This window comes from Prosthecobacter debontii, from assembly GCF_900167535.1.
Taxonomy (GTDB): Bacteria; Verrucomicrobiota; Verrucomicrobiia; order Verrucomicrobiales; family Verrucomicrobiaceae; genus Prosthecobacter; species Prosthecobacter debontii.
Genome location: NZ_FUYE01000003.1, coordinates 126,499 through 147,285, shown reverse-complemented (window position 1 = coordinate 147,285; position 20,787 = coordinate 126,499). Strand labels below are relative to the sequence as shown.

Genomic DNA, 20,787 nt, shown 5'->3' with positions numbered 1-20,787 from the left:
ATTGATTTTCAATGGAGCCGAGTGTCGGATTTGAACCGACGACCTGATGATTACAAAGCATCTGTCTTGGATTTAAAGTCCATTGATAATGAATGAATTGCGATGGTGAATAGAAAATGTAGCCACTTTTGTAGCCACTTTGGCAACCTAATATCCGAGCTGCTTTTTCGCTTCTCGATTCGCCTTCGCACTGATGTTGTCCACGATCTTGGAAGCCGCGCCTTGGCCGCCTTGTTGGTAGGCTCGGCGGATGTCCGTTTCGTTGCGTAGGAGGCTCTCAGTGTAGAGCTGGCCGGAGAGGCGTTGGTATTGCTCCAGTTCATTGGGCTTCAGTTCTCGCACGCTGCCATCGGTGTAATGCAGCGAGATGTCTTTGGGTGCGCTACGTCGAGTGCCTGTTTCAACATTCAGACGAGCAGCGCGCTCCGCTTCCTTGGAGAAGGTGGGAGAGGAAGGGAACATGGAAAAGATGTCCCAAGCTGGGGTGCGTTCGCCATAGGCATTATAGACCTCGGTGCCGACATGAGCGAATGGAACGCGGCGGAGAAGTCCCTCCAGCATGCCGTCAGGTTTCAAGGAGCCCTCCGCGAACCTCAAGGCTTTATCGACATCCACTACCATAGGGACACGGAGCATCCCATCGACAGGTCGAGTCACAAGCCCAAGCAACTGTTGGCCAGCATAGTCGGCGCTGCCAGCACTCTGGATGCTCATCATGCCGTCGAGGGCATCGAACCATGAGCGGTAGGTGCTGCGCTTGATGGGAGACAGCGCCCAATCAAAACCAAAGCCCAGGCCCAGGGTGGAAAGGTCGGCGGGGTATTTCCCCGGTTGTTCTCCATCGCGCGCTTGCCGCTGATTCAGGAAGTGACCAAAGCGAGCATGATCGGAAATATTGCCGAGGATGCTAAGCAACGGGGATAACTCAGGGATCTGGCCGTAGCTGATCACGGGTCTGCCACCGATGCGGATCTGCATCTCACCCCATTGGCCCGTGGCCTTGAGAGCATCCTTTCGGGATGGATCGCCGATTCCTCCGCTACCGGTCACCGCAAAGAACGGCTCGTCGTCATCATCAGCCATCGATAAAGCCAGAGCCATCAGAGCCCCAGTCATCAGAAAGAAAGTGGAGCCAGTCACAGCGCGACTATCCACCATCTGGCGATAGGCCTCTTCACTGCCGAAGACCTCGCGGATGAGTTTGTTTCGCTGGCTTCCTGAGTCGCCCGTGCTGCGGGTGAGTAGGTGGGCTCCGGGCGTATAACCGAGAGTGACATCCACCGTGTGTCCAAGGAAGCGTCCAAAGAGAAACCAGAATCGTGCAACCTGACCAGCCTTGGATGCTGGGGAAGCGATGCTGGCCATCATCTGTGACACCGCAAATCCAATCGGGCCAGTCGGCATAGTCTTGAACTGTGCATAGCCGGTGAGCTGTTCGGTGCGTGCAACCAATGGCGCATTGAGCCGATTTTCAATATTGCGCTGAATGATCTCAGCGATCCGGCGTTCGATCACTGTATTGCCAGCGCCGATAGATCCGATAGACTGCTCTTGAAGAGCCTGTTGTCTTGCTGCTGTCACTTCCGATCCAGATGCATGGATATCCCGCAAGGCCTGCTCTCGGGCAGCCACGGGAGTCATGCCCTGAGCACGATAATGATTGGTCAGAGTTTCCCTAAAGTGAGCTTCTGCATCCGCTACTCCAGTCAGGCCCTCGGCAGCCCGGATCGTTCTCCAAGTCCACATCTCAGCCATCCTGGCCAGCCATGACAGGCGGGGACCAAGTCGGGTATTCCCAACTCGAACGGCCTCCCCTGGCTGCAAGTGCTGTGTTTGTTGCTCAGTCGGCACATGGCCGGAGGCTACCTGAGAGGCCAAGTGACCAAGGCTCTCCCCACGAATCGCCGTCATCATAAGGGGGAGATTGCGCCCAAGGCTCGAAACACCAGCCCAGTATTCAGCCAAGATCGTGCTTGGATTGGTGCCCTGTCCCATGCGATAAGCCCGAGAAATAGCATCGACAGGCGCAAGGATCCTAAAGACTGAACTGAACTGATTCAGAATCGAAGATGCCGATGACAGCACCCGCGCCTGATAGTTGTTGAAGATAAAATTCAGCCAAGCCTGGCCAGGCGCAATCCGGTTGACGGCCTCGATGAATCGCCGCTCCATGGTTTCACGCACCATGCCGAAATGCATGGGCTGACCGTTGGCGTTTGTGGCCGTGATCTGCTGATACATCTGCCGAAGCTGCAGCACCGTGGCTGGTGTCAGGCCGTTCAGACTCCATGCAGATGCGAATGAGTCGGCAAACACTTGGCTATCGAGGATGCCATACTCAGCCGCTTTCTGGAGATGCCCGTAGAAGGTAACAAATCGCTGATCATTCTTCAGGCGACTGTTACGCTCGGCCAGCCGATCCGTGAAGGCGGAGATCGCCCGCCGCCGTGCTGCCGCGAGACGGTTGTTCATCTGCTCGGTGATGCGATCCACCGCATCGTCCAGGATATTTTGATCCAGGGCAGGGAAGAGCTGACCCAAGGCTGAACGGAACCTCTCCCCGTCCCAGCGCTGGGGCTGGATAAAGCGACGAGCCACTGTATCAACGCTTGGCAGGCCTTCGATTCGCTCTCCCATCAACCAGTTTTCAAAGAGATCAATCTCGCGCGGAGGTGCAGGTGGTTGCTCTGCCCGACCTTGGGCAAGCCCCTCTTCATAACCGATGGCAATACCGACCTCTCTCTCCTGATCGGCTCGGGCCTTCTCTTCACCAAGGGACTCCTCTACTTCAGCGAGCTTCTTCCTGAGACTGAGAACCTGCTCACGCAGCTTACCAATGGCGTCATAGGGATCAACTTCCCCAGGCTCTTTGCGAACTCTCTCTTTTGATGGCTTAGGCGCTGGCTCTTCTCCGGCAAACCGCTCCATCTCCTCGCTGTATTTGCGAGACGATTCGAGGTAGATCGAATCCAGAGATCCTGAAGTGATTTCACCGATGGTGTCAGCCATGGCCTTTGTCCAGGCAGCAAACTCCACAATGCCTTTGAGCATGATGCCAGCGCCAATGGCCACATCATCAGCGAACTCAGGCAAAGGGTTGCTGAACAGCATCCCACTTTCCCTGCGCTGCCGCTTTCTTGCGAGAGCATCCTCAATGATTGAATCACTGAGTTTCCGAGCCTTGCTGAGAATAGCCTTCCGTTTGCTGCCAGCCTTGGAGAGCAGGTCCAAAACCTTCTGGAAAATGGCCGTGCTTTCCCGGCTGCTGGCGAGATCCCTTTGAGTGGCCTCCAACTGGTTTTGCAATTCGGTGATTTGAGAATCAACCTCACCAATTGTTGCCTCTCGCTCAGCACGCTCCAGCTCGTCTGTTGCACGGGCCAGCTCATCTCTGAGTTTGTCGGCTTGCTCGTGAAGAGATTGAATTTCTTCCGCCTTGGCCTGCTTGTCGGAAGCCATCTGTCTCTGCACATCAGATAGCTGCGCGCGCATCTGATCTAGAGATTCACGCAGCGCCTTCTCAGCCTCTGCCTGCATCTCCTGTTGAAGCTGCTGATTGAGTTGCGCCGGAACATCCGCAGGATCACCCTCTTTGGGCGTATCCAGACCCAGCTCCTTGCCCATCGTCGCACCTGTTTTGGCAGCCGCCTGATCGACAAGCTTATCCAAAGGATCGAGCGTCTTCTTCCATTCAAGAAGTGCGAATCCTGCACGGCTGGCGTTCTTCTGACCCAGCGCTTGAACTTCGGCAGTGTCATATCCAAATTCTCTTCCACGGCCATCAATCAGGCGGGTGAGAAGTATGGCCGCCACATCAACATCGATGTCGTCTAATATCTCATTCAACAGCGCGCGCGTTTCTGTGTGGCTACGACTTTGTAGCGCCTGACTTTCCGCAAACGAATCTAACCACTGATCCGCCGCAGCTTCCATGTCCGCATCCCGCCTCACCAGATACCCAGCCTCCTCAATGGGGTTTCCGTCCACAGTTCGTTCATCGCGACTGGCCTTATGAGGCTTCAGCATCTTACGCATGGCTTGGCTGGCCTCACTCATCCGCATGGAAGTCAGCTCCATCGGAGATGACGGCTTCTTGACCGCGTCCACAGTCGCCAAATCCGCGTCATCACTTTCTATCAAAGTGCGGTCGGGGAAGCGGCGCGCAGCCGCATACTGCTCCAACACATCCGCAATGACATCGCGCGCCGCTTCGATGTCCGCGAAGTAACCCCGGACATCACGCGACAAACCACCGACCTTGCCCAGGATTCGATTCAGAAACTGAAGAGCAGCGCTAGCCAGACGGCGGAAGAGTGAGGGATTTCGCTGCTCCAGCTTCTCCCAAAAAGCCCGCTCCCGGAATTGCCCACCCACGACATCGCCCAAGAACTCATCCTCGATCTGATCCTCTTGATAGCGCTTCCTCAGCCGACCTCTGTAGTCGCTCCAATCGGAGGCCATGGCTAGCAACTCATCCCGCAGCTTTTTCCACAGTTCGGGATGCTGCTCCTTCAGGGCATGAGTCAACTCATGGCCCGTCAGATACAAGACAGGACTTTTTGAGGTGGCATCCAGGACAATCGTATTTCGATGGCCTGGCACAGAGGCTCCCTCAAAGGAGATGGTGCGAGAGCCCTTCCCCGGATGCACAAAGAGCACATCCTTCCCAAAAACTTCTTTCAGGGCTCCAATCCAGGTAGCCGTCGCAGTTCCTTGTTCCCGTCCACGATCAAGTAATGAGCCCGCCGCTGCGCTGATCGCCGGATTGCCTTCACTTCTTCGGACTCGATCAAGGACTTCTCGCTCTCGTTCGGCCAAGGCTCCGTCCTCAACGGGGGTAAATCGGAAGGAGTTGAAGGTGCTGTCGGCAGGCTCATCATCCGTATTTTGATTCTCAGCGACTGATTTGTCAATTCCCAGGATGTAGCGCGCACTCCGGGACTTCATGAACTCGTGCGCAACTCCCCATCTCGCATCAGCGCGCTTGCGCAGCTCCATCAACTCACGGGCCGCCTGCTGAACCCCTTGATTCAGTTTTGGGTCGGCCACCGCTGCCGCAAGCTGTTCCAGATCGTAGCCAGCTTCTTCCAAAACATCCAAGGCCGCCTGCGCGCGATCCCGCATGGCTTGGGGTAAAGGCCACGTGGAGAGATCCTCTTCCGAATAGGTGTTCAGGATGTCGTCTTCACGGTCCACCTTAGCATCCATCGCCGCATCAGCCGCGGCTTCATCAGGATCAGTGACTGAAGTGTCTTCAGCAGCCACCTCAGCAGCAGGCTCCATCCCCGGCAGATGTCGCAATGTCTTGGCAGTCTCTCCGGCTGCCGCGAGCCCAGGCGGAGGCAGGAACCGGGAGGCTTCGATCCCGCTATTGTCCGTCGAAATGTCCACCTCAGAAGTCGGCGGGATGCCTGTCTCCACGGGGGCTGGCGTGCCTCGTGGCGGTGAAGGAGTCCCCTCGGATGTCTCTCCCGGCGTCTGGATTTGTCCCTGTCGCATCGCCGCCTTTCGGCGATTCTCCAGCTCCACGATCAAAGTGCCCTCGATCGGGTTCGCCGGATTCAGCGGGACGAACGGCGGCTCCAACTCCGGCGAGGCAGACACCTTCGTCGGATCCGTGAGCTTGTTCCATTGCAAGCCGTCGAAGTAAAACGGCTGCCCCGCAATCTCCGTGCGTGCCGTCGGGCCGGGAACCAGGGCCTGGGCTCCCGGTGCCGCAGAGAAGGGGATCGTGCCGGATTCCACGGTAACCGGAGCTTCAGCCTGCCCACTGCCCGCCAAGGCGTTCACACCGCCAAATACCCCACCACCCACCATCCCCAGAAGGCTTGCTTCCAAGCCGCCCTCGAAAAGCCCTGGCGTTTGAGTGCCCGAAGGTGCCAGCAAAGCCGTCGCTGCATTGTTGCTGATTTCTGCGATCCCTTCCTCGCCTCCCTCGGTGGCCACATCTTTGAAGAAACGACCCCAGCCACTTTCAATCGTCTCGCCAAGCATGGACTGAACGGCCCGGGTTTCCGTCCCCATGCCAAACAGAAGCTTCTCCGTCGCCAGCTCAATCGTGCCACCTGCGAGCACGCGACCATAAGCCGCCGCACCCTCCAGGCCATACTGTTCCGCTTCCTGACCACCTCCGCGCGCGCCTGCCAAAAAGCCCGAGCCCAACCCTGCAACTTCGGCCCCCACTCTAACAGCGCCAAGACCCTTGCCAATGGCTCCACCGATACCTGCGGTCGCAAACATCGAGCCCGCTTGTCCCACGGCCCCCGCCGCTTTCATCGCAAAGTCATCCTGGTAGATCGGATTCACCGGCAGCGCCTCATTGATGCCCGCCTCGATGTCATCTCCCCACTGCACCAGATCATCGGAGCCCGTCAGGTAGCCCAGGCCACCAGGGATGTCGGCAGCAACGCGCGCAAAACCACGGCCCGCCGAGTTGACCAAGCTGGAGACGTAGCCTTGGCCAGTGTCGGCAGGGGCAACGATGGGGAATGCATCCCAACCTGAGGAGGGCACCACGGGAAAATCTGACCAGTCAGCCATCCCCCACCGTGAGCCACACGGCTACAGAAATCAAATGTTCTTAGCATTGCCTTATTGTTTACGATGAAGCAAATTAGGTGAAAAATGGGGGTGCGAGGTGCATTTATCGAAATGAACCTACATGGTAGAGAAATACACTAGTTATTGACTAAATGTTTATGTCCGTGCATTTTGCTTTATTATGAGAGTAAAAAATCGGTATGTCCCTATTTTGAAATCGAAAGCAGGCGAACTTCGCGCCTTGGCTGTGTTATCCTCAAAGGAGTGGGAGCGAATGACTCCGCTCATTGAAATTCCTCCAGGCACTGGAGATGAAAGTAAGGTTGTTGAGGGTCTGGCCAAATCTATTCCTCTGAACGGCACTGCTCTTTTGGACTTCATTCCTCCGAGCTCTCCTAAACGCGTTACCCAAATCATCGCTGCCTTAGAGAAAGATAAACGACATATTATTCCTGTCTTTCAAATGGATGATGGCAAGACGGCACAGCCTCACATGAAATCGGTTCAAAGGGATGAGTTTGCTGTTCGTATCCCCCTTAGATATATTTCTGCCAATCTCGATACAGTATTGGCCGCATTTCTTGTGACTAATTCACTCGACGCAAAAAATGGTCATTTGATTCTCGATTTAGCACACATCAGGGAGGAGATGACAGGAACATTGCCTCTGTCGATTATTGCGTTGGCGCAGACGATATCGTCACTGAAGGATTGGAAGACATTAACCATCGCAGGGACTGCTATCAGCGAGATTATTGCGGTGAGGCCAAATCAGCTGACTCTACTGAATCGCGCTGAGATGGACATTTGGAAGGCCGTTGAACCAGCACTACGTCCATTGGTCAATCGTCTGGACTTTGGTGACTACACCATCACAAATCCTGAAATCGTAAATTTTGACCCAACAAAAATGACGGTCAGTCCAAAGATTCTTTATGCCACAGCAAATGGGCAGTGGATTGTTATTAAAGGACGTTCAGTCAAGACTAACGGGTGGGATCAAACGCTGACTATGTGCCAGCAAATCGTTGGCCACCATGACTATCTTGGACCGAATTACAGTTATGGTAGCGATCACATACATAGACGCGCAAACGGCTTGGTGAAATCAGGCGCCTCCGCGACATGGAAAACCGTCGGCACAAATCATCACATTACCCTGGTTGCGGATCATTTCTCCACTGTTCCCTGAACTTGAGTGTTTCCCTAACATAGCTTTTGAGTTCAGGAAGCGTGAAATGTGCTGCAGCGATTTCAGCCAACTTGCGTTTATTAACGCCACAGGTCTTGGGGTTTTGAAGTTTCTGGGCGATCAAGCTTAGAAGCTCTTCCTTCCATAAAAGCGATAGAAGAGCAACAGGGTCCACACTTGGATTGTCAGATGGCTTCCGCAGGACTTCAATTTTTACGCCTTTTTTCGCAGGCATCGCTATTGAAAGCCCCCACCATTGAGGAAGATGGAGCGAACATTTTGTCGCATGCTTGACACCGCACACTAGCGTAAGACGGTCAAATATTCTGCCATAGGCGGACATTTGAGAATCTAACCTCCCCAGAGTGTCAGCATCACTCTTGATCTCAAATCCATGGAGCTTTCCATTGGCGACGGCGATATCGATCCGAATACTGCCCGCAAGAACCCCAAGCTCATGGATTACTCGGCAAGGATCGGGCTTGTTAAGAGTGGGAACGACCTTTTTGATGAGGGCCTGCCGGATATCCCGGTCGCGTAATGGAGTGCTTGGGTGGATCGTTTCCATCGTATCAACACATTAAGATATGTCGTTTTGTTTCCTCCGATCAATCCTCATTCTGTCATTCAATTGATTTAATATAACCGCTTTCAACTGTGGCTACAATAATCAAATGTCTCTCAGCGTTAATATAAATATTAGAGTCTTAAATAGCTTGAAAAAGCCGCTCAAAAACACGTCGCCGCTAACGACAGATCAGGAAAACGTGTCGCAAAAACTCGAAAATTGCGACACGTTTCATTGACGTGTCGCTACGGACGACATAATCTCAAACCATGTCGCAAATATTTGAAAACGACAACATATCCAGGGAGTGGCAGCCTGCTTTACCGTATAATGCGCTGCCCTATCTGCCTCCAGATCAAGATCTAGAAACCAAGCCCATTCTAAAAAAATGCATCACGGCACGGGCAGCCGTCGCTGAACTCAAGCAGGCCGCAGAACTGATACCGAATCAGGCGATTTTGATCAACTCACTTCCCCTTCTTGAAGCGCAGGCCAGTTCCGAGATCGAAAACATCGTCACCACCACCGACCGGCTGTTTCAGTATCGTGAGGCACTGGATGGAAACGCCGATGCCGCCACCAAGGAGGCTTTGCGGTATAGCCATGCGCTTTTTGAAGGTTTCAAAGATCTCGATGATCGCCCTCTCTGCACAGGGACGGCCGAACGCGTGTGTTCGGTCATCAAAGGCATCACCATGAATGTCCGGCGTATCCCGGGCACCGCACTGGCGAATCATCGCACGAAAGAAGTTATCTACACGCCACCGGAAGGGGAAGATCGCTTGCGTAGCCTACTGGCCAACTGGGAGACTTTCCTTCACGGCAGCCAGGAGATTGACCCTCTCATTCGGATGGCTGTTGGACACTACCAGTTTGAGGCCATCCACCCCTTCTCTGATGGGAACGGGCGCACTGGCCGAGTATTGAACAGCCTCTTTTTGATCCACGAAAAGCTGCTCAACCTGCCCATCCTCTACTTGAGCCGCTACATCATTCATCACAAGGAGGACTACTACAGACTTCTTCTGGAGGTTACACGGCAGAAAACGTGGGAGGAGTGGATCGTGTTTATCTTGGCCGGGGTAGAAGAAACCGCACGCTGGACGACCCAAAAAATCGCCGCGATCCGGGCTTTGCAGGAGCATACCGTCCAATACGTCAAAGATCGGGCAGCTAACATTTACACCAGGGAATTAGTCGATTTGATCTTCGAGTTGCCCTACTCACGGATCAGCGATGTGACCACACGGGCCATTGCAGGTCGGCAAGCTGCCTCGCGATATCTCAAAGATTTGGCCAAAATTGGCGTTCTCCACGAGCAAGCTGTGGGTCGAGAAAAGCTATTCATTCATCCCAAGCTGATGCGATTACTCACAAGTGACGAGATGGATTTCGTCCCTTATACCTCCCAGAACTCAAGTTCATAGCCATGTCACCAACATGCATTGACATGCTATGGAGCTTCATGCTGAATGGTGCCATGACCACCGCCCGCACTCTTGCCGCCATTTGCGTCACCGCCGTCGTGATCGCGATCATTGCCTCCGGCCCTGCGTATCTGCGCTGGTGGGATGCGCATAAGGCGGCAGAACAAAAGAAATGGGAAGAATTCCCCGTTGTCAGGCCCGCAGAGCAATAATCATGGAACGGTGCGAAGCACACCGTTCTGGTCCTCTACCAAAGAACCCGATGGCAGCATCCGCGCCTGCTCTGGAGTTAGGCCGCGATGAATTTCTTTCTTCGATGCGCTGGCCCCTTTCTGCTGCGCCTTAGCCCAGCGCTTTAGTTCATCCACAGGAAGCTTGAGCTTTTCGGCGTAGAATTGAGAAGCTGGGATCATCTCGTCGTAGGCTGTCTCGGCTCCCTCGCCGTAGGTCCGCCCGAACTCATCCACATGAAGAGGTGCCTTGGCTTTGCGGCCTGATGGCTTGTTGTGATCTTTGAGGATCTCATTGGCCACGTTCGCCGCCTGGACGGTCACGCCATGTTCCTTGGAGAGTTCAGCGGCCAGCGTGTTCACACTTGCGGTGACATCGTCCATCTTGGCGAGCTCCAGTTGAGCTTCCGCAGATTTCTTTTTACGGTCAAGCAACTCGTCAACGGTGAGGCCGCTGTCATCTGAGGTTGCAGGTGCAGGCGTCTGATTTCCCTCCGGCCCTTTCGGTCCTGGCTGCTGTTTCTTCGGAGCGAACACGCGCTGATACACCTCTGCCACCGAGGGGTCATACATCGCCATGGCGGCCAGGGCTGTTCCGGCACCCGCAGCCTCGGCTTGAGCCGCCTCCCATTCAGCCATCGCTTTAGCATCGGGCTCCATGACCTTCTTCGGGTCGGAAGGATCCTGTTTCCCTTGTGGGCGCGGCATCGCCTGCGCTTTCCCAATGGTCTGAAGCATCGTCAATGCAGACGCGGGTAAGGCCTTAGCAGCATTCTGCCCAGGCTTGTAGTTAGCCGCATGCGCTTGCAGCATCTGCACTGCCTGCATCTTGTGTTCACGTGGCACGTCTTGTCCCATGTCCCAGCGTTGCAGCACATGGAAGGCTCCAGGCTGGCGGGCGCGGAAGTCCTCGAACTGGCCTGGCTGATGGAAAGTCATGATGCTGGACACCGCTTTTTGAGCCGCTTCTTCTTGCCGTTGATTCACACGCTGCTGCGCCATTCCCGACAGCATGGGATTCGCCTTGATGGCCGTCTCCATGGCAAGGGCCTGTTCAGCGATGGGTTGCGCGCGGGGATCGAGCACCAGATTGCCACGGCTATCCTGGCGGGTGAACTTCTGCACATACTCCGTGGCTGCCTCATAGGCATCCAGCACGGATTCAGCATCGCGCATCGTCTGCACCTGGCTGGCTCCGATGGGTGCGGCCGTATCATCCCCAGCGCGCTTAAAGCTCACCACGGGATGTCCATCGCGCGCAGCATGGCTGCCATCGGGATCATAGATGTCAAAGCGGCCCGTTAGAGCCTTGCCCTGATATGACGTCGCGGTGCGGTCCATCCAGCGTCCGACATGCTCGGAGCCATCGGCGTATTGCAGGGCCAACGTCTGCCCCGGCTTGATGCCAGCCATGCGCATCGCCCGCTCCACGTCCGGCGACAAAGCCAGATCACCGGAGCGCAATCGGTTAGGCGTATCCTCACCCGCCTTGATTCGAGCCTGTTCTTGCGGGCTTACCCAGGCCCCGATGCCTGCGCGGCTGTTGCTGTCAGGGGTGCTGTCATTGGCATAGCCGTAGCGAGTCGCTTTACCAATCGAGTTGGCTCCAGGTGCTCCGGCCCCCTGGCCTCCAAAAAGCCGCATGCCAGCCTCCAGACCGCTTCGGATACGAGGGTCATTGTTGAAGCTGTCGTAAATCGCATTGTCAGATCCCGTGCGCAGGGAAGTGGCACGTGTCATCTCCTCCCGGTAGCGCAGGTCTGCTCCCTGTTGCTGAAGTCCCAGGATCTCCGAGGCATTGCCTAACCGCATCTTCTGTTCTTCCAACGGGCGGATGACATCGTTTTGATACTGCCGATCCTCACCTTCCCATCGCATGAGCTGATCCTGACGCTGCATCTGATGGTCACGCATTTGCAGGTCAGAAGCCAACTGCTCCTGCTGCATAGCGAGCTGACTCGCTTCGTTATAGGCCGACAAAAAAGCGCCTGCCGTAGTCAGGCCAGCGCGCGAGTCGGGCAGGGGGATGCTGGAGATCGTAGGAAGAGACATGGGAAAGGTGATTACAAGGCCGTCATCCCTTGCGGGTAGGGGTTGCGGCCAGCTTGAGCCATCGCGGTGAAGTAAGCGCTAGATGGCTGGGCACCGCCTGCGGCATTGGTTCCCGCACCAAACATACCTCCAGCGCCACCGCCGTTGAGCATGCCCCCCATGCCGCCGCCGACGTAGCCACCTACGAGGCTTCCGAGACCTTGGATCATGCTCGCCGTCGCATCCGCTTCGCCTTGGATCCCTGCGGCACGTGCGGTCGCTCGATTGAGATCCGAAGTGTATTGAGCCGAAGCCTGTTTATCGACCGCCTGCTGATACTGCGCATAGAGACTGCGATACTGTTGAATGCCTTGGCTCTTCACATCCTCTTGTGTGAGGCCAAGGTAACCGGTGTAAAGTTGGTTTACGGCACCTGGCCCCATGTCGGTGGCACCCGTGCCGAGCATCTGCCGCCCGATCATCGTCTGTGTCTCTGGGGAGACCTGCCCTCGGAGCTGTTGCAGGACGATCTCATTGGTCATTTCCTGCATGTCCTTGAACGCCGTGCCTCCGCCAAAGGCCACGGGCATGTATTGATTCACCCGCTTGGCTGCCGACTTCGGGTTGTATTGCACTTTATCGAACTGGGCAGCCGCATCCTGCGCGCCCTTTTTGGACACTTGAGAAGCGGCGACAGTGGCACCGGCGGCAACGGCAACAGCGGCTGTGGTAACGGCCATGATCAGAGAGGTTTAAAGTGATGAGTTTCGATGGCAGGAAAGCCCAGGCGCTCAAAGACGGCAGGCAGGCGCTGGTCAGGATCAGCGTTGTGGAAAGTGGCCATGATGCAGGCAAAGGCCTTTCGTTCTCGGGCCCAAGCTTCGAAGTCCTTCACCATGCGCAGGGACTCGCTGCCTGCTCGATGCTCGGGCATCACATACCAGAAAAGCTCCTGAGCCAGGAAGATCCGGCACATGAAATGCGGCGCGAGAATCCCCACCAGTGCACCGACCAAACGATCCTCAATGTAGCTCCCGACCGCATACAGCCTTCCATCCATCCTGAAACGGTTCAGATGCGCCATAAAGTTCGCTTCATCAAACTCGCCCCCCAGTTGGGCCACACCATGGAACTCCCGAGCGATGGGAATCACATCGCTCAGCTCCCAAGGATGAAGGCGGCGGATCATGGCAGGATGTCAAAGAAGATCGCCAAAGTCAGGCGGCAGTTGTCAGGAGCATCCCCAAACGCCTGCTGAGGATAGCGGGAGTGAAACCGGTCTGATGGATAAAAGATCAGGCGGTTCTTTCGGGAGTCGGCATAATCGGTCCTTTGCCAAGCGGCTTCGGTCTGCCCATCGTGTTGCAACCGTGCGGCCAAAGCCTCCGCATTCAGGCACTCGCGTGAAGCCCTCGTCAGGGAGTCCTCGCCTAACTCACGATGCCGCCAGAATGCCGTGCCATAGCCAGGCCGGTCAAACAGATACACCACGCCCGCATGACTGGAGCACAGCGTATCCGCGTGAATCCATTGCACCGTTTCGAAGTTCTCACGGCCCGCCGTAAAACAGGCCATGCGGATGCCGACGCGACAGCCCGTGACCTCGCTTAAAAGCCCCGCCAGATACTCGCCGAAGCGCGGGTCTTTGATCGGGGCAAAGCCGGGATACTTGTGGCCGTCATACTCGGGCGCTTGGTCAAAGTCATGCGTCAGAGCAAAGGCCCGAATGGCCTCATACTCGGGGAAAAAATCATCAAGGATGGTGAGTGCGTTGTTCATCGGAATCTGCGGATGGAATACCGAGAGCCAGAGCGAATCGGGCGGTTCGTGTTGGTCACGTTCAGGGCAATGCGCTGGCCGCTGCGGGACTTGCCGAGCGCCGTCTTCAGCATCTTCACTGCGCGCTCCTGGTATTCACTGCCCTTGCCTGTTTGTTCATCGTCAAAGGCCATGATCGACTGAGCCATCAGCCGATAAACCTCCCGATGCTGAATCAGGGAGATGTCATCCAGCGCATACAGTTCCGCAAACTGGAGAGACACCCGCGCACGCACCGTCACCGGATGTTTCACATCCACACCGGTGAGCAGATAGCGCGTCAAGGAAGGGGCTGTCTCATGCTGGCCAAGTCGGGATAACCAAAAATAGGTTTGGCTGTTGGCATCAAAGGCGAAGACCTCGATGCATCCCTTCGTCACAGGCTTCACCAAGGCTGAGATATGACTCAGGGCCACATTCGTCATCGCAGGCTTCGTCTCCGCTGTGCCTTGAAGGATGGGAATGGCAAATCCCGGCACGCCGTTGGTTCCGCGCAGTTCCCGCCCCTGCCAGTCCAGGCCATAAAAGCGCAGTACCGCCCCGGCATCTTCCTTCTCACTGGAGAAACAGCCCACGGGCAGCGTGGCTGGCAAATCCACCACCGTGGGGAACCGATCACCCAAGTGTTGCAGGATACCTTCAGGCGAGTTCATGGAAACGTGTCCGGGCCCTGATTCCAGATACTCAAAGCCCATCGGCAGGATCCGCCCCGGCTGACCATCCATCGCCAGCGCTGTGATGGCACCAAACTGAGAAGGCAGCGTGATGCAGCCCTTGGCCGTCACAAAACACACATCCGCCTCCGTCCCCGGCCAATCATCCCGACTCATCAGGATCTCATTGATCCGGTTGTAGGCCTTCATGGCACGCCCCACCTCAGACGGTTGGCAGAGGGATCCCAGCCGCAAGGCGGGAGAAATCACCTCAAGAATATCACGGACGCGCCAGAGCATAAATGACAGTTGAATAATGAGCCAGATGGATCAACGGAAAACCTTAAGTTCCTGTATAGGCTAGGGTATAAACGTCCCAATCAGGCGATGTGCCTCGAAACCATTGAGATGGAAATTTGATCTTCACATAACCGTCATCAGAGCCGCTGTTGTTATACGTATCGAACTGCTTTTCATCACTCTCTGCGGTGAGATCTGGAACCCCTGAAGATGTTCCATTCGCCAATTTCCATCCCGCCAGGGGCTTGGACGCAATGTCCTCCGCAACAGTAGCCTTCGTGCGGATCACAGTCATCAACTGGCCAATCTGTCCGGCCACAGTCCAACCTTGCAGGTCTGGCATCCACAGCGCCAATCCAAGATATCGGCCATCGTCATCAAACATAAACCTGGGCCTGTCGCGATCCTCGGGAGTGGCTTGCAACATCGTGCCGGCTGTGTAGCCGAAGAGCAGATTGTTTGCGGTGACAGATAACTTGGTTGATTCAATCCACAGCCTTAAGTCCTCCATATTCCCTGGACAGCCAGGGTAAGGGCTGAGGATGGACTTAACATCGAATTGAGTGGCAATTGCTTGCCCAGAGGTCAATGGATGAGACATGAGTTAAAGAGCGGTGGGTGGGGCTTTCTGCAGGTCGTAAGAGAATAAGTCCATTCGGCAGGTGTAATCGGCTGCCAGTGGTTCTGGGTCTGAACAGCCCGTGACGTTGGGCGTATTCGGATCCGATTTGGGTTCACCCGTTTCGATGGCGACTTCTTGCAGGGTGGCGAGGCCTGTGATTTCAAAGATCGGCGAGGCCTCAAAGAAATCAGGATGTTCAGGTCGGGGGAGATTGATGCGCGCACTTTGGCTGGGTGCAGGGAGTTGGATGCCGCAGTCAGAGAAGCCTAGGCATGCAGGGCTTTGAAGACTATGGTTAAACCATGTTTGGGTGGCACCACGGTCCACTTGCCACCAGCCTTTGATCTTCACGAGTCCGCGCGCATCGCCCAGTCGCATCGAGACTCCAGCAATCGGTTTGCTGCGAAAGGGATTGTCCAAGTCCGTGGGTCGCAGTGATGCGATCATCGGTGTCGCCTTCGGAGCGGGGGCCAAATCATGCCCGATTTCGACACCTAACTCGTAGAGCCGATGTCGATGATCTGAATCAAACGACAGGATGAAACAGCGGGGGCGTCCGCCAACCCTAGCCGTTGCCATGCAGACCGGGAAAACCCCGGTCCAAAGGCCATCCCACACCGGCTCCACAGGGATCACCGCATCATTCTGGAGAACCACCAGCCCGCGATGCCGCACATGATGGCGACCATCGAAACGCCTGATGCGCTCTGGCTGCACGGTCGTCAAAACACGATCATCAAACTCCACCGCATAACGATGAGCGCGCAAGGTTGCATCCTCCGTCCGGTAAAGGTCCCACACCTCGGCATCGATGGGATCAATCCGCGCGTCTTGTTGGCGGGAGATCGCGGAGGCCATCGATTGAATACGGCCGTTGTGATCGGAGAAAATGACATCGTTCCCACGCGCGACCACAGCGCGATGAGCACAGGCTCCCACCTTAGGGAGGATGGTGGCGCCGATATCTGAAGTGATCCACTGGTCACGTGGGATACTCACATTGTAAGCTCGAGTGCCACTCTCACAGAAAACCAGGAGCGCACCTTTATCATCATTGCCATTGAGTGCCGGGCCGAACGCCATGGCCATGATCCGGCCCAACGTGGCAGGCACTTCAAAAAAGCGTGCGTTTTTGAAATACGCATTCGCTTCCGTGAACGCCAGAGGGCCGCTGCTGGGATCAAACTCATGATCCGAAAAATAAATGCGGCGGCGGCCATGATCCGCCACGGCCAGCCTCCCCCAACCATCCGCCATTAAAGTGCCCGTGCGCATCATGCCTACCTCGATGGGCTGCTGGAGGATCGCGGTCTGATTCACCAGCACAGGTCGCGAGGTGCCATCCTGCACCACCAGCCAACCGGCACGCTGTTCGAAAAACACGAAGGGCAGCTTCGGATTGAACAGCGGCTTGCTGGAGTCTGTGCCCTCCGGATAAACATGGGAAATCCGCATCGTCTCAAGGTCCAACCTCAACAACCGACCATCGAACGCAAAGACCAAACAGGATCCAAACGTAGAGTTAAATACTCCAACGCCCTGGCAGACACCTGTTTCCCAGAGAGATTGTGCCCGGACATCCATCCACAGCATCTCTCTTGCCTTAAAAGGCGGTCGAGGCGCAGCCCATCCAGTGCGCACTGTCCCGTTCACCAGGAGGCGCAGTTGTTCCGTCCGCAAGTTGCGCGGATTCTCAGCGGCGGCATTCATGCCGCCTGCATAGGAAGCATAGAGAGCGGCTGGCATTAGAAGAAATAACCATGCACATGGATGGAAGCCGAAGCTTGGCTTGTGCCCCCCTTCTCAAAGTTCAACTGACACAGGGGTGAAACAGTTCCGTCAAGAGTAACGATGGGATGGGCAACACTCTGAAAAGAGTGAAGGGAAGCCAAAACAATGCCTCCCTTTTTGACCTCAAAGCCCCACGCCAATGTCGTGTGATCATACGAATTTCCATAAAGCTGTATCGTCATCGCCACAGCTAACAGAGGAGGTAAGGGATTTGGAAGGTTGGGCAGTGTTAGGGTGCGAGTTGCTGTCATGGCTCCCGAGCCAAAAGTCTCAGAAAACACATTCACTGGAGTCGTCAGAGGAGCATACACTTTTCCCGCGCTTGCTTGCCATCGACCACTGACCACTTTCAGCATCTGACCCTCTTGACCCCGTAGCGTTCCTGGATCCCCATTCAAGGATCCGTTGATGACATTCAGCGCGTTGACCTCTCCAACTGAGCCCGAATTAATCGACGGTGGAGAGATCAGTAGATTGCTTCCAGCCCTGATTAACGTTCCCCCGGGAACGTTCACATTCTTGAAACTGACGACTTCGCCACTGACGCCCGTGATCGTGACATAACCAAGAGGTGCGATCCAGACCGAAGCGCCGACGATAGCCCAAAGAAGCGCATTTTGTGAAAGAAAACTCCCAGAAGCGTCAATGCCCACCATGTTGAAATCACTCTTCACCATGGGGTAAGCGAAAGCCGAGGCAGCATTGCTCGAACTGGTTGCTTCACCTCCCGCCACACTGCCCGTGGATTGCACTGCTTCGCGCCCACAGGGATACGCTTGCGGTGTCTGCACCACTTGCGAGCCATAGGGAACGACGACCAGAGAACCTGGAGTGGGAGGATTGAAAGGTGTGCCGGAGGGGCATCCGCAGGAAGAAGAATTGCTCATGATCAGATCAGATTTCGGAGGTGAGGAGATGGAGTTCCAGGCCGTAGGCAGAGGGGTAGATACCCCCGTGGGAGACACGGGCACGCAGAGCGCACTTGGCAGGCACCAGCAGAGAGATTTCTGGGTCCAGTCGGGCTGTGAGTTGCGGTGCACTCACCGTCAGTGCACTGGTCAGATCCACATAGATTTCATTGTTGCCCCCAGACACTTGCAGCGTCAGGTCCACAGGCCCGGCACCACTGCAAATCGCGATTTCGATCGCGTGGATTCGGAAAGCCACATTGCGCCGAAGCAGATAGGTATCGCCAATCACCACGCCTTGATCTGGATCACGCAGCGAGATCGTTTGCCAGTTCAGGCGCACCGTTGTTTCGGAAGGATCAATCTGCGCCAGCTTGGCTAGGATGGCCGCATCCGCGCACGACACACAGCATAGGCTCGGCTCCACATCGGCACCCGTCACGGGATTGGCCAGCTCTGAATCAGGCACGCTCACCGTGTATTTCCAGGACGTGAGGCTGAGCTGTTGAACGGCCGTGATCGTGGCTCGCAGATAGCCGCTACCATCCGCGCTCTTCGCCTTCTGATCGGTCAGAAGTTTGACAAACGTGAGATTACCCACGCCACACACCAGAGGCGGGCAGCCGGGATTGCTCGGAAGGGTAAAGGTGAGAGTGGTGGCCATGGTTAGACTTTCTTGAGGATGACCTGCCAGCCGATGTGCAGGACTTCGAATTGACCGGCGAAGACTTGAAGAAAAGCATCGATGCCCAGCTTGGGCGGCTTCTGCCCTGCCTTCTCCCATTCGTAGTCATCAAAGATCAGCACCCCACCAGGGAGAAGAATGGGCCAAGCCAAAACCGCATCCGTCAGCACCGCCTCAGCACGGTGATCGGCATCGATGTAAATGAAGTCGAAGCGTTGCCGGATGCTCCGCAGCATCTGATGTGAGTCGCCCTTGCGCACTTCGCAGCGATCATGCACACCGGCCGAAAGGATGTTGTGCAGAAAGCGCCCATGGATCTCGCGGTCACGCCAGTGATCCATGCAGATCAGACGCGCCGTCGGGTGCGTGGCAATCTCCTGCAAAAAGAACAGCGCTGAACGACCTTCAAAGCTGCCGAGTTCAAGCCCCCGCAGCTTTTCACGTCCGGCAAAAGGGCCGAGGACTTCCCGCCACTTGGAGAAGTGGTGCGTGGTCCAGTCTTGAGTGAACACAGGTGGCTTATCCATCTTCTCTCCTCCCGATAAAATAATGTGCCACAGCCTCCCTCACTTCTGGCGAGGCCGCCTCGGTCCAGCTCAGCAGGCCGTTTTCATCCACCGTCACCGCATTCACACAGTCGAGGTCGCGGATGAGGTCGATGCGTTCATCGTAGCGCCGATTCTCCCGGCTACCGTGATGTTCATGCCAGATCTGCCCATGCACATATCCGGTGGAGACACGCCCGAGTTGCAGCCTCCAACGCAGATACAGATCTTGCCTTGTGCCCAAAGCTTGTTCGCACCGGTGCCAGAGCGGACTGTCCAGAAACGCCGCCGCCATCAGCGTATCGCCACTGCCCAGCACACACCGGGGATAGAGTCCTTCCGCACGTTCCAGAATTTCTCGCCGCGCTGCCCAGGCAAACCCCGGGTGCCCTTTCCATTGCTGATCCAGCCCCGTCATCGTCGAGCAATAATGCCGTCGTTCGATCGAGCCGTCTTCGTGGGACCAGAACGCTTCATGGAAGGGCTGAACCACATCATAGGCCATCAGAGCCTGTTCCGTTTGGCTCACCCAGTGCGGATTCATGAAATCCAGATCGCTATCCACCCACGCAATCGCCGTGTATTCCGGCGGCACCATGCCCAGCGCCACATTCAGCAGGGCCTCCTTTTGCCAGATCACATGTTTCTGGGGATCTGCCAGGATCACTCTCCAGTTCGGTGCATCGGCTAAAACGGGTATTTGGTTAGGCAGCACCGCCTCAACGCCGAACACCGGAATCCCTTGCCGCTCCATCGCTCGCAGGAAGCGCAGGCAGTTCGCTCGCGGCCTCTTGAACCCGGCGAAGTTAAAAAAGCAGGTGATGACCGCCAGCTTTCGCGGTGGCGGTAGAGCACTTTGAGTCTGTGAGCGACGGATCATTGAGTGGCTTGAAAATGCATGGCGTCGTAGCCGTTGTTGGGGACCGTCTTGTGAGTCCAAAAAGCTCCAGCCGAGAGCCAGCCCTCTCGTGAGAAGGCTTCCATGATCTCTAACGGCATGTCTGCTCGCAGAGGCCACGGGGTGTTGAGCCCGTTGTCATCGGCATCCAGATCAATGGCAATGCCCCAGGCATGCATGGAGAGGGAGGAGCCGCCACGGCTGTTGCGGAAGTTGTAGATTCCACCGTAGTCCTCGGCTTCCTCCATGATCTCGGGACGATCACCCCATCGATCACCAATAACGGCGAGGATACGCAGCAATGAATCCTTCACCTTCCGATGACAGCGGCTGGTGAGCACGCGTTTCCCTCCATAAAACATCGGGTAAGGAAAGGTGAAAGAAACAAGCTGACTTTCATCTCCCGGCTGGCCGTAGAAAGCGATCAGACTGCTCCGATCACTCTTGGGCCACGGGTTGATCGCAGGCATCAGCTTACGCAAATGTCCGCGACAAGCCGCCATGGAGACGGGGCCCCAAACTCCATCATCTTTCACGCCGATTCGGCGTTGCATGGCTTGGATGTCTTCAGTCTTCATG

17 protein-coding genes are annotated in these 20,787 nt (G+C 55.9%); 3 read left to right on the top strand and 14 right to left on the bottom strand.

All coding sequences use genetic code 11. The features are described from left to right. Positions 1 to 147: 147 nt before the first annotated feature. The gene (locus B5D61_RS05450) at positions 148 to 6,540 is read right to left on the bottom strand and encodes a hypothetical protein (RefSeq protein WP_078812305.1); all 6,393 of its coding nucleotides are present in this window, start codon (positions 6,538 to 6,540) and stop codon (positions 148 to 150) included. 211 nt (positions 6,541 to 6,751) lie between these two features. Between B5D61_RS05450 and B5D61_RS05445 the strand changes: the two genes are divergently transcribed. Further along, on the top strand, positions 6,752 to 7,732 hold the full coding sequence (locus B5D61_RS05445) for a beta family protein (RefSeq protein ID WP_217698919.1): 981 nt from the start codon (positions 6,752 to 6,754) through the stop codon (positions 7,730 to 7,732). Here B5D61_RS05445 and B5D61_RS05440 read toward each other — a convergent pair. Continuing rightward, positions 7,695 to 8,300, bottom strand: a complete 606-nt coding sequence (locus tag B5D61_RS05440; RefSeq protein ID WP_078812303.1) for a sce7726 family protein — start codon at positions 8,298 to 8,300, stop codon at positions 7,695 to 7,697. The genes B5D61_RS05445 and B5D61_RS05440 overlap by 38 nt on opposite strands. Positions 8,301 to 8,569: 269 nt before the next feature. Between B5D61_RS05440 and fic the strand changes: the two genes are divergently transcribed. Together fic and B5D61_RS05430 are read left to right on the top strand one after the other, a co-directional pair. Next, positions 8,570 to 9,727, top strand: a complete 1,158-nt coding sequence (fic, locus tag B5D61_RS05435; protein ID WP_078812302.1) for a protein adenylyltransferase Fic — start codon at positions 8,570 to 8,572, stop codon at positions 9,725 to 9,727. Positions 9,728 to 9,729: 2 nt separating this feature from the next. After that, positions 9,730 to 9,939, top strand: a complete 210-nt coding sequence (locus tag B5D61_RS05430; RefSeq protein WP_139373083.1) for a hypothetical protein — start codon at positions 9,730 to 9,732, stop codon at positions 9,937 to 9,939. Here B5D61_RS05430 and B5D61_RS05425 read toward each other — a convergent pair whose 3' ends face one another. The 12 genes from B5D61_RS05425 to B5D61_RS05370 all read right to left on the bottom strand — a co-directional run bounded on the left by B5D61_RS05425 (position 9,940) and on the right by B5D61_RS05370 (position 20,786). Further along, the gene (locus tag B5D61_RS05425; RefSeq protein ID WP_078812300.1) at positions 9,940 to 12,009 is read right to left on the bottom strand and encodes a hypothetical protein; all 2,070 of its coding nucleotides are present in this window, start codon (positions 12,007 to 12,009) and stop codon (positions 9,940 to 9,942) included. An 11-nt stretch (positions 12,010 to 12,020) separates the two neighbouring features. Beyond that, positions 12,021 to 12,728 carry a hypothetical protein gene (locus B5D61_RS05420; protein ID WP_078812299.1) on the bottom strand — a complete coding sequence of 236 codons (708 nt, stop codon included), beginning with the start codon at positions 12,726 to 12,728 and terminating at the stop codon, positions 12,021 to 12,023. A gap of 2 nt (positions 12,729 to 12,730) precedes the next feature. After that, positions 12,731 to 13,177, bottom strand: coding sequence for a hypothetical protein (locus B5D61_RS05415; protein WP_078812298.1), 447 nt, complete (start codon positions 13,175 to 13,177; stop codon positions 12,731 to 12,733). Next, a complete protein-coding gene (locus B5D61_RS05410; protein ID WP_078812297.1) occupies positions 13,174 to 13,767 on the bottom strand; it encodes a DUF6445 family protein in 594 nt (197 codons plus the stop codon). The genes B5D61_RS05415 and B5D61_RS05410 overlap by 4 nt, the downstream gene beginning before the upstream one ends. After that, positions 13,764 to 14,759 carry a hypothetical protein gene (locus B5D61_RS05405; RefSeq protein WP_078812296.1) on the bottom strand — a complete coding sequence of 332 codons (996 nt, stop codon included), beginning with the start codon at positions 14,757 to 14,759 and terminating at the stop codon, positions 13,764 to 13,766. The genes B5D61_RS05410 and B5D61_RS05405 overlap by 4 nt, the downstream gene beginning before the upstream one ends. Before the next feature lie 43 nt (positions 14,760 to 14,802). Continuing rightward, positions 14,803 to 15,360, bottom strand: coding sequence for a hypothetical protein (locus B5D61_RS05400; RefSeq protein WP_139373082.1), 558 nt, complete (start codon positions 15,358 to 15,360; stop codon positions 14,803 to 14,805). 3 nt (positions 15,361 to 15,363) lie between these two features. Next, positions 15,364 to 17,127 (bottom strand): hypothetical protein, encoded by a 1,764-nt coding sequence (locus B5D61_RS05395; RefSeq protein WP_078812294.1) that lies wholly within the window; start codon positions 17,125 to 17,127, stop codon positions 15,364 to 15,366. Next, positions 17,127 to 17,849, bottom strand: coding sequence for a hypothetical protein (locus B5D61_RS05390; protein WP_139373080.1), 723 nt, complete (start codon positions 17,847 to 17,849; stop codon positions 17,127 to 17,129). Before B5D61_RS05390 ends, B5D61_RS05395 begins: the two co-directional genes overlap by 1 nt. 217 nt (positions 17,850 to 18,066) lie before the next feature. Continuing rightward, positions 18,067 to 18,744, bottom strand: coding sequence for a hypothetical protein (locus B5D61_RS05385; protein ID WP_078812292.1), 678 nt, complete (start codon positions 18,742 to 18,744; stop codon positions 18,067 to 18,069). Between the two features lie 2 nt (positions 18,745 to 18,746). Continuing rightward, a complete protein-coding gene (locus tag B5D61_RS05380) occupies positions 18,747 to 19,292 on the bottom strand; it encodes a class I SAM-dependent methyltransferase (protein WP_078812291.1) in 546 nt (181 codons plus the stop codon). Then, positions 19,285 to 20,190, bottom strand: a complete 906-nt coding sequence (locus tag B5D61_RS05375; RefSeq protein ID WP_078812290.1) for a hypothetical protein — start codon at positions 20,188 to 20,190, stop codon at positions 19,285 to 19,287. The genes B5D61_RS05380 and B5D61_RS05375 overlap by 8 nt, the downstream gene beginning before the upstream one ends. Further along, positions 20,187 to 20,786 (bottom strand): M15 family metallopeptidase, encoded by a 600-nt coding sequence (locus B5D61_RS05370; RefSeq protein WP_176159236.1) that lies wholly within the window; start codon positions 20,784 to 20,786, stop codon positions 20,187 to 20,189. The genes B5D61_RS05375 and B5D61_RS05370 overlap by 4 nt, the downstream gene beginning before the upstream one ends. Position 20,787: the final 1 nt, after the last annotated feature.

Excerpts from the sequence above, each read along its gene's own strand:
- B5D61_RS05450 (WP_078812305.1), bottom strand. The coding sequence starts at position 6,540 with ATGGCTGACTGGTCAGATTTTCCCGTGGTGCCCTCCTCAGGTTGGGAT.
- B5D61_RS05440 (WP_078812303.1), bottom strand. The coding sequence starts at position 8,300 with ATGGAAACGATCCACCCAAGCACTCCATTACGCGACCGGGATATCCGG.
- fic (WP_078812302.1), top strand. The coding sequence starts at position 8,570 with ATGTCGCAAATATTTGAAAACGACAACATATCCAGGGAGTGGCAGCCT.
- B5D61_RS05430 (WP_139373083.1), top strand. The coding sequence starts at position 9,730 with ATGTCACCAACATGCATTGACATGCTATGGAGCTTCATGCTGAATGGT.
- B5D61_RS05425 (WP_078812300.1), bottom strand. The coding sequence starts at position 12,009 with ATGTCTCTTCCTACGATCTCCAGCATCCCCCTGCCCGACTCGCGCGCT.
- B5D61_RS05420 (WP_078812299.1), bottom strand. The coding sequence starts at position 12,728 with ATGGCCGTTACCACAGCCGCTGTTGCCGTTGCCGCCGGTGCCACTGTC.
- B5D61_RS05415 (WP_078812298.1), bottom strand. The coding sequence starts at position 13,177 with ATGATCCGCCGCCTTCATCCTTGGGAGCTGAGCGATGTGATTCCCATC.
- B5D61_RS05410 (WP_078812297.1), bottom strand. The coding sequence starts at position 13,767 with ATGAACAACGCACTCACCATCCTTGATGATTTTTTCCCCGAGTATGAG.
- B5D61_RS05405 (WP_078812296.1), bottom strand. The coding sequence starts at position 14,759 with ATGCTCTGGCGCGTCCGTGATATTCTTGAGGTGATTTCTCCCGCCTTG.
- B5D61_RS05400 (WP_139373082.1), bottom strand. The coding sequence starts at position 15,360 with ATGTCTCATCCATTGACCTCTGGGCAAGCAATTGCCACTCAATTCGAT.
- B5D61_RS05395 (WP_078812294.1), bottom strand. The coding sequence starts at position 17,127 with ATGCCAGCCGCTCTCTATGCTTCCTATGCAGGCGGCATGAATGCCGCC.
- B5D61_RS05390 (WP_139373080.1), bottom strand. The coding sequence starts at position 17,849 with ATGGTGAAGAGTGATTTCAACATGGTGGGCATTGACGCTTCTGGGAGT.
- B5D61_RS05385 (WP_078812292.1), bottom strand. The coding sequence starts at position 18,744 with ATGGCCACCACTCTCACCTTTACCCTTCCGAGCAATCCCGGCTGCCCG.
- B5D61_RS05380 (WP_078812291.1), bottom strand. The coding sequence starts at position 19,292 with ATGGATAAGCCACCTGTGTTCACTCAAGACTGGACCACGCACCACTTC.
- B5D61_RS05375 (WP_078812290.1), bottom strand. The coding sequence starts at position 20,190 with ATGATCCGTCGCTCACAGACTCAAAGTGCTCTACCGCCACCGCGAAAG.
- B5D61_RS05370 (WP_176159236.1), bottom strand. The coding sequence starts at position 20,786 with ATGAAGACTGAAGACATCCAAGCCATGCAACGCCGAATCGGCGTGAAA.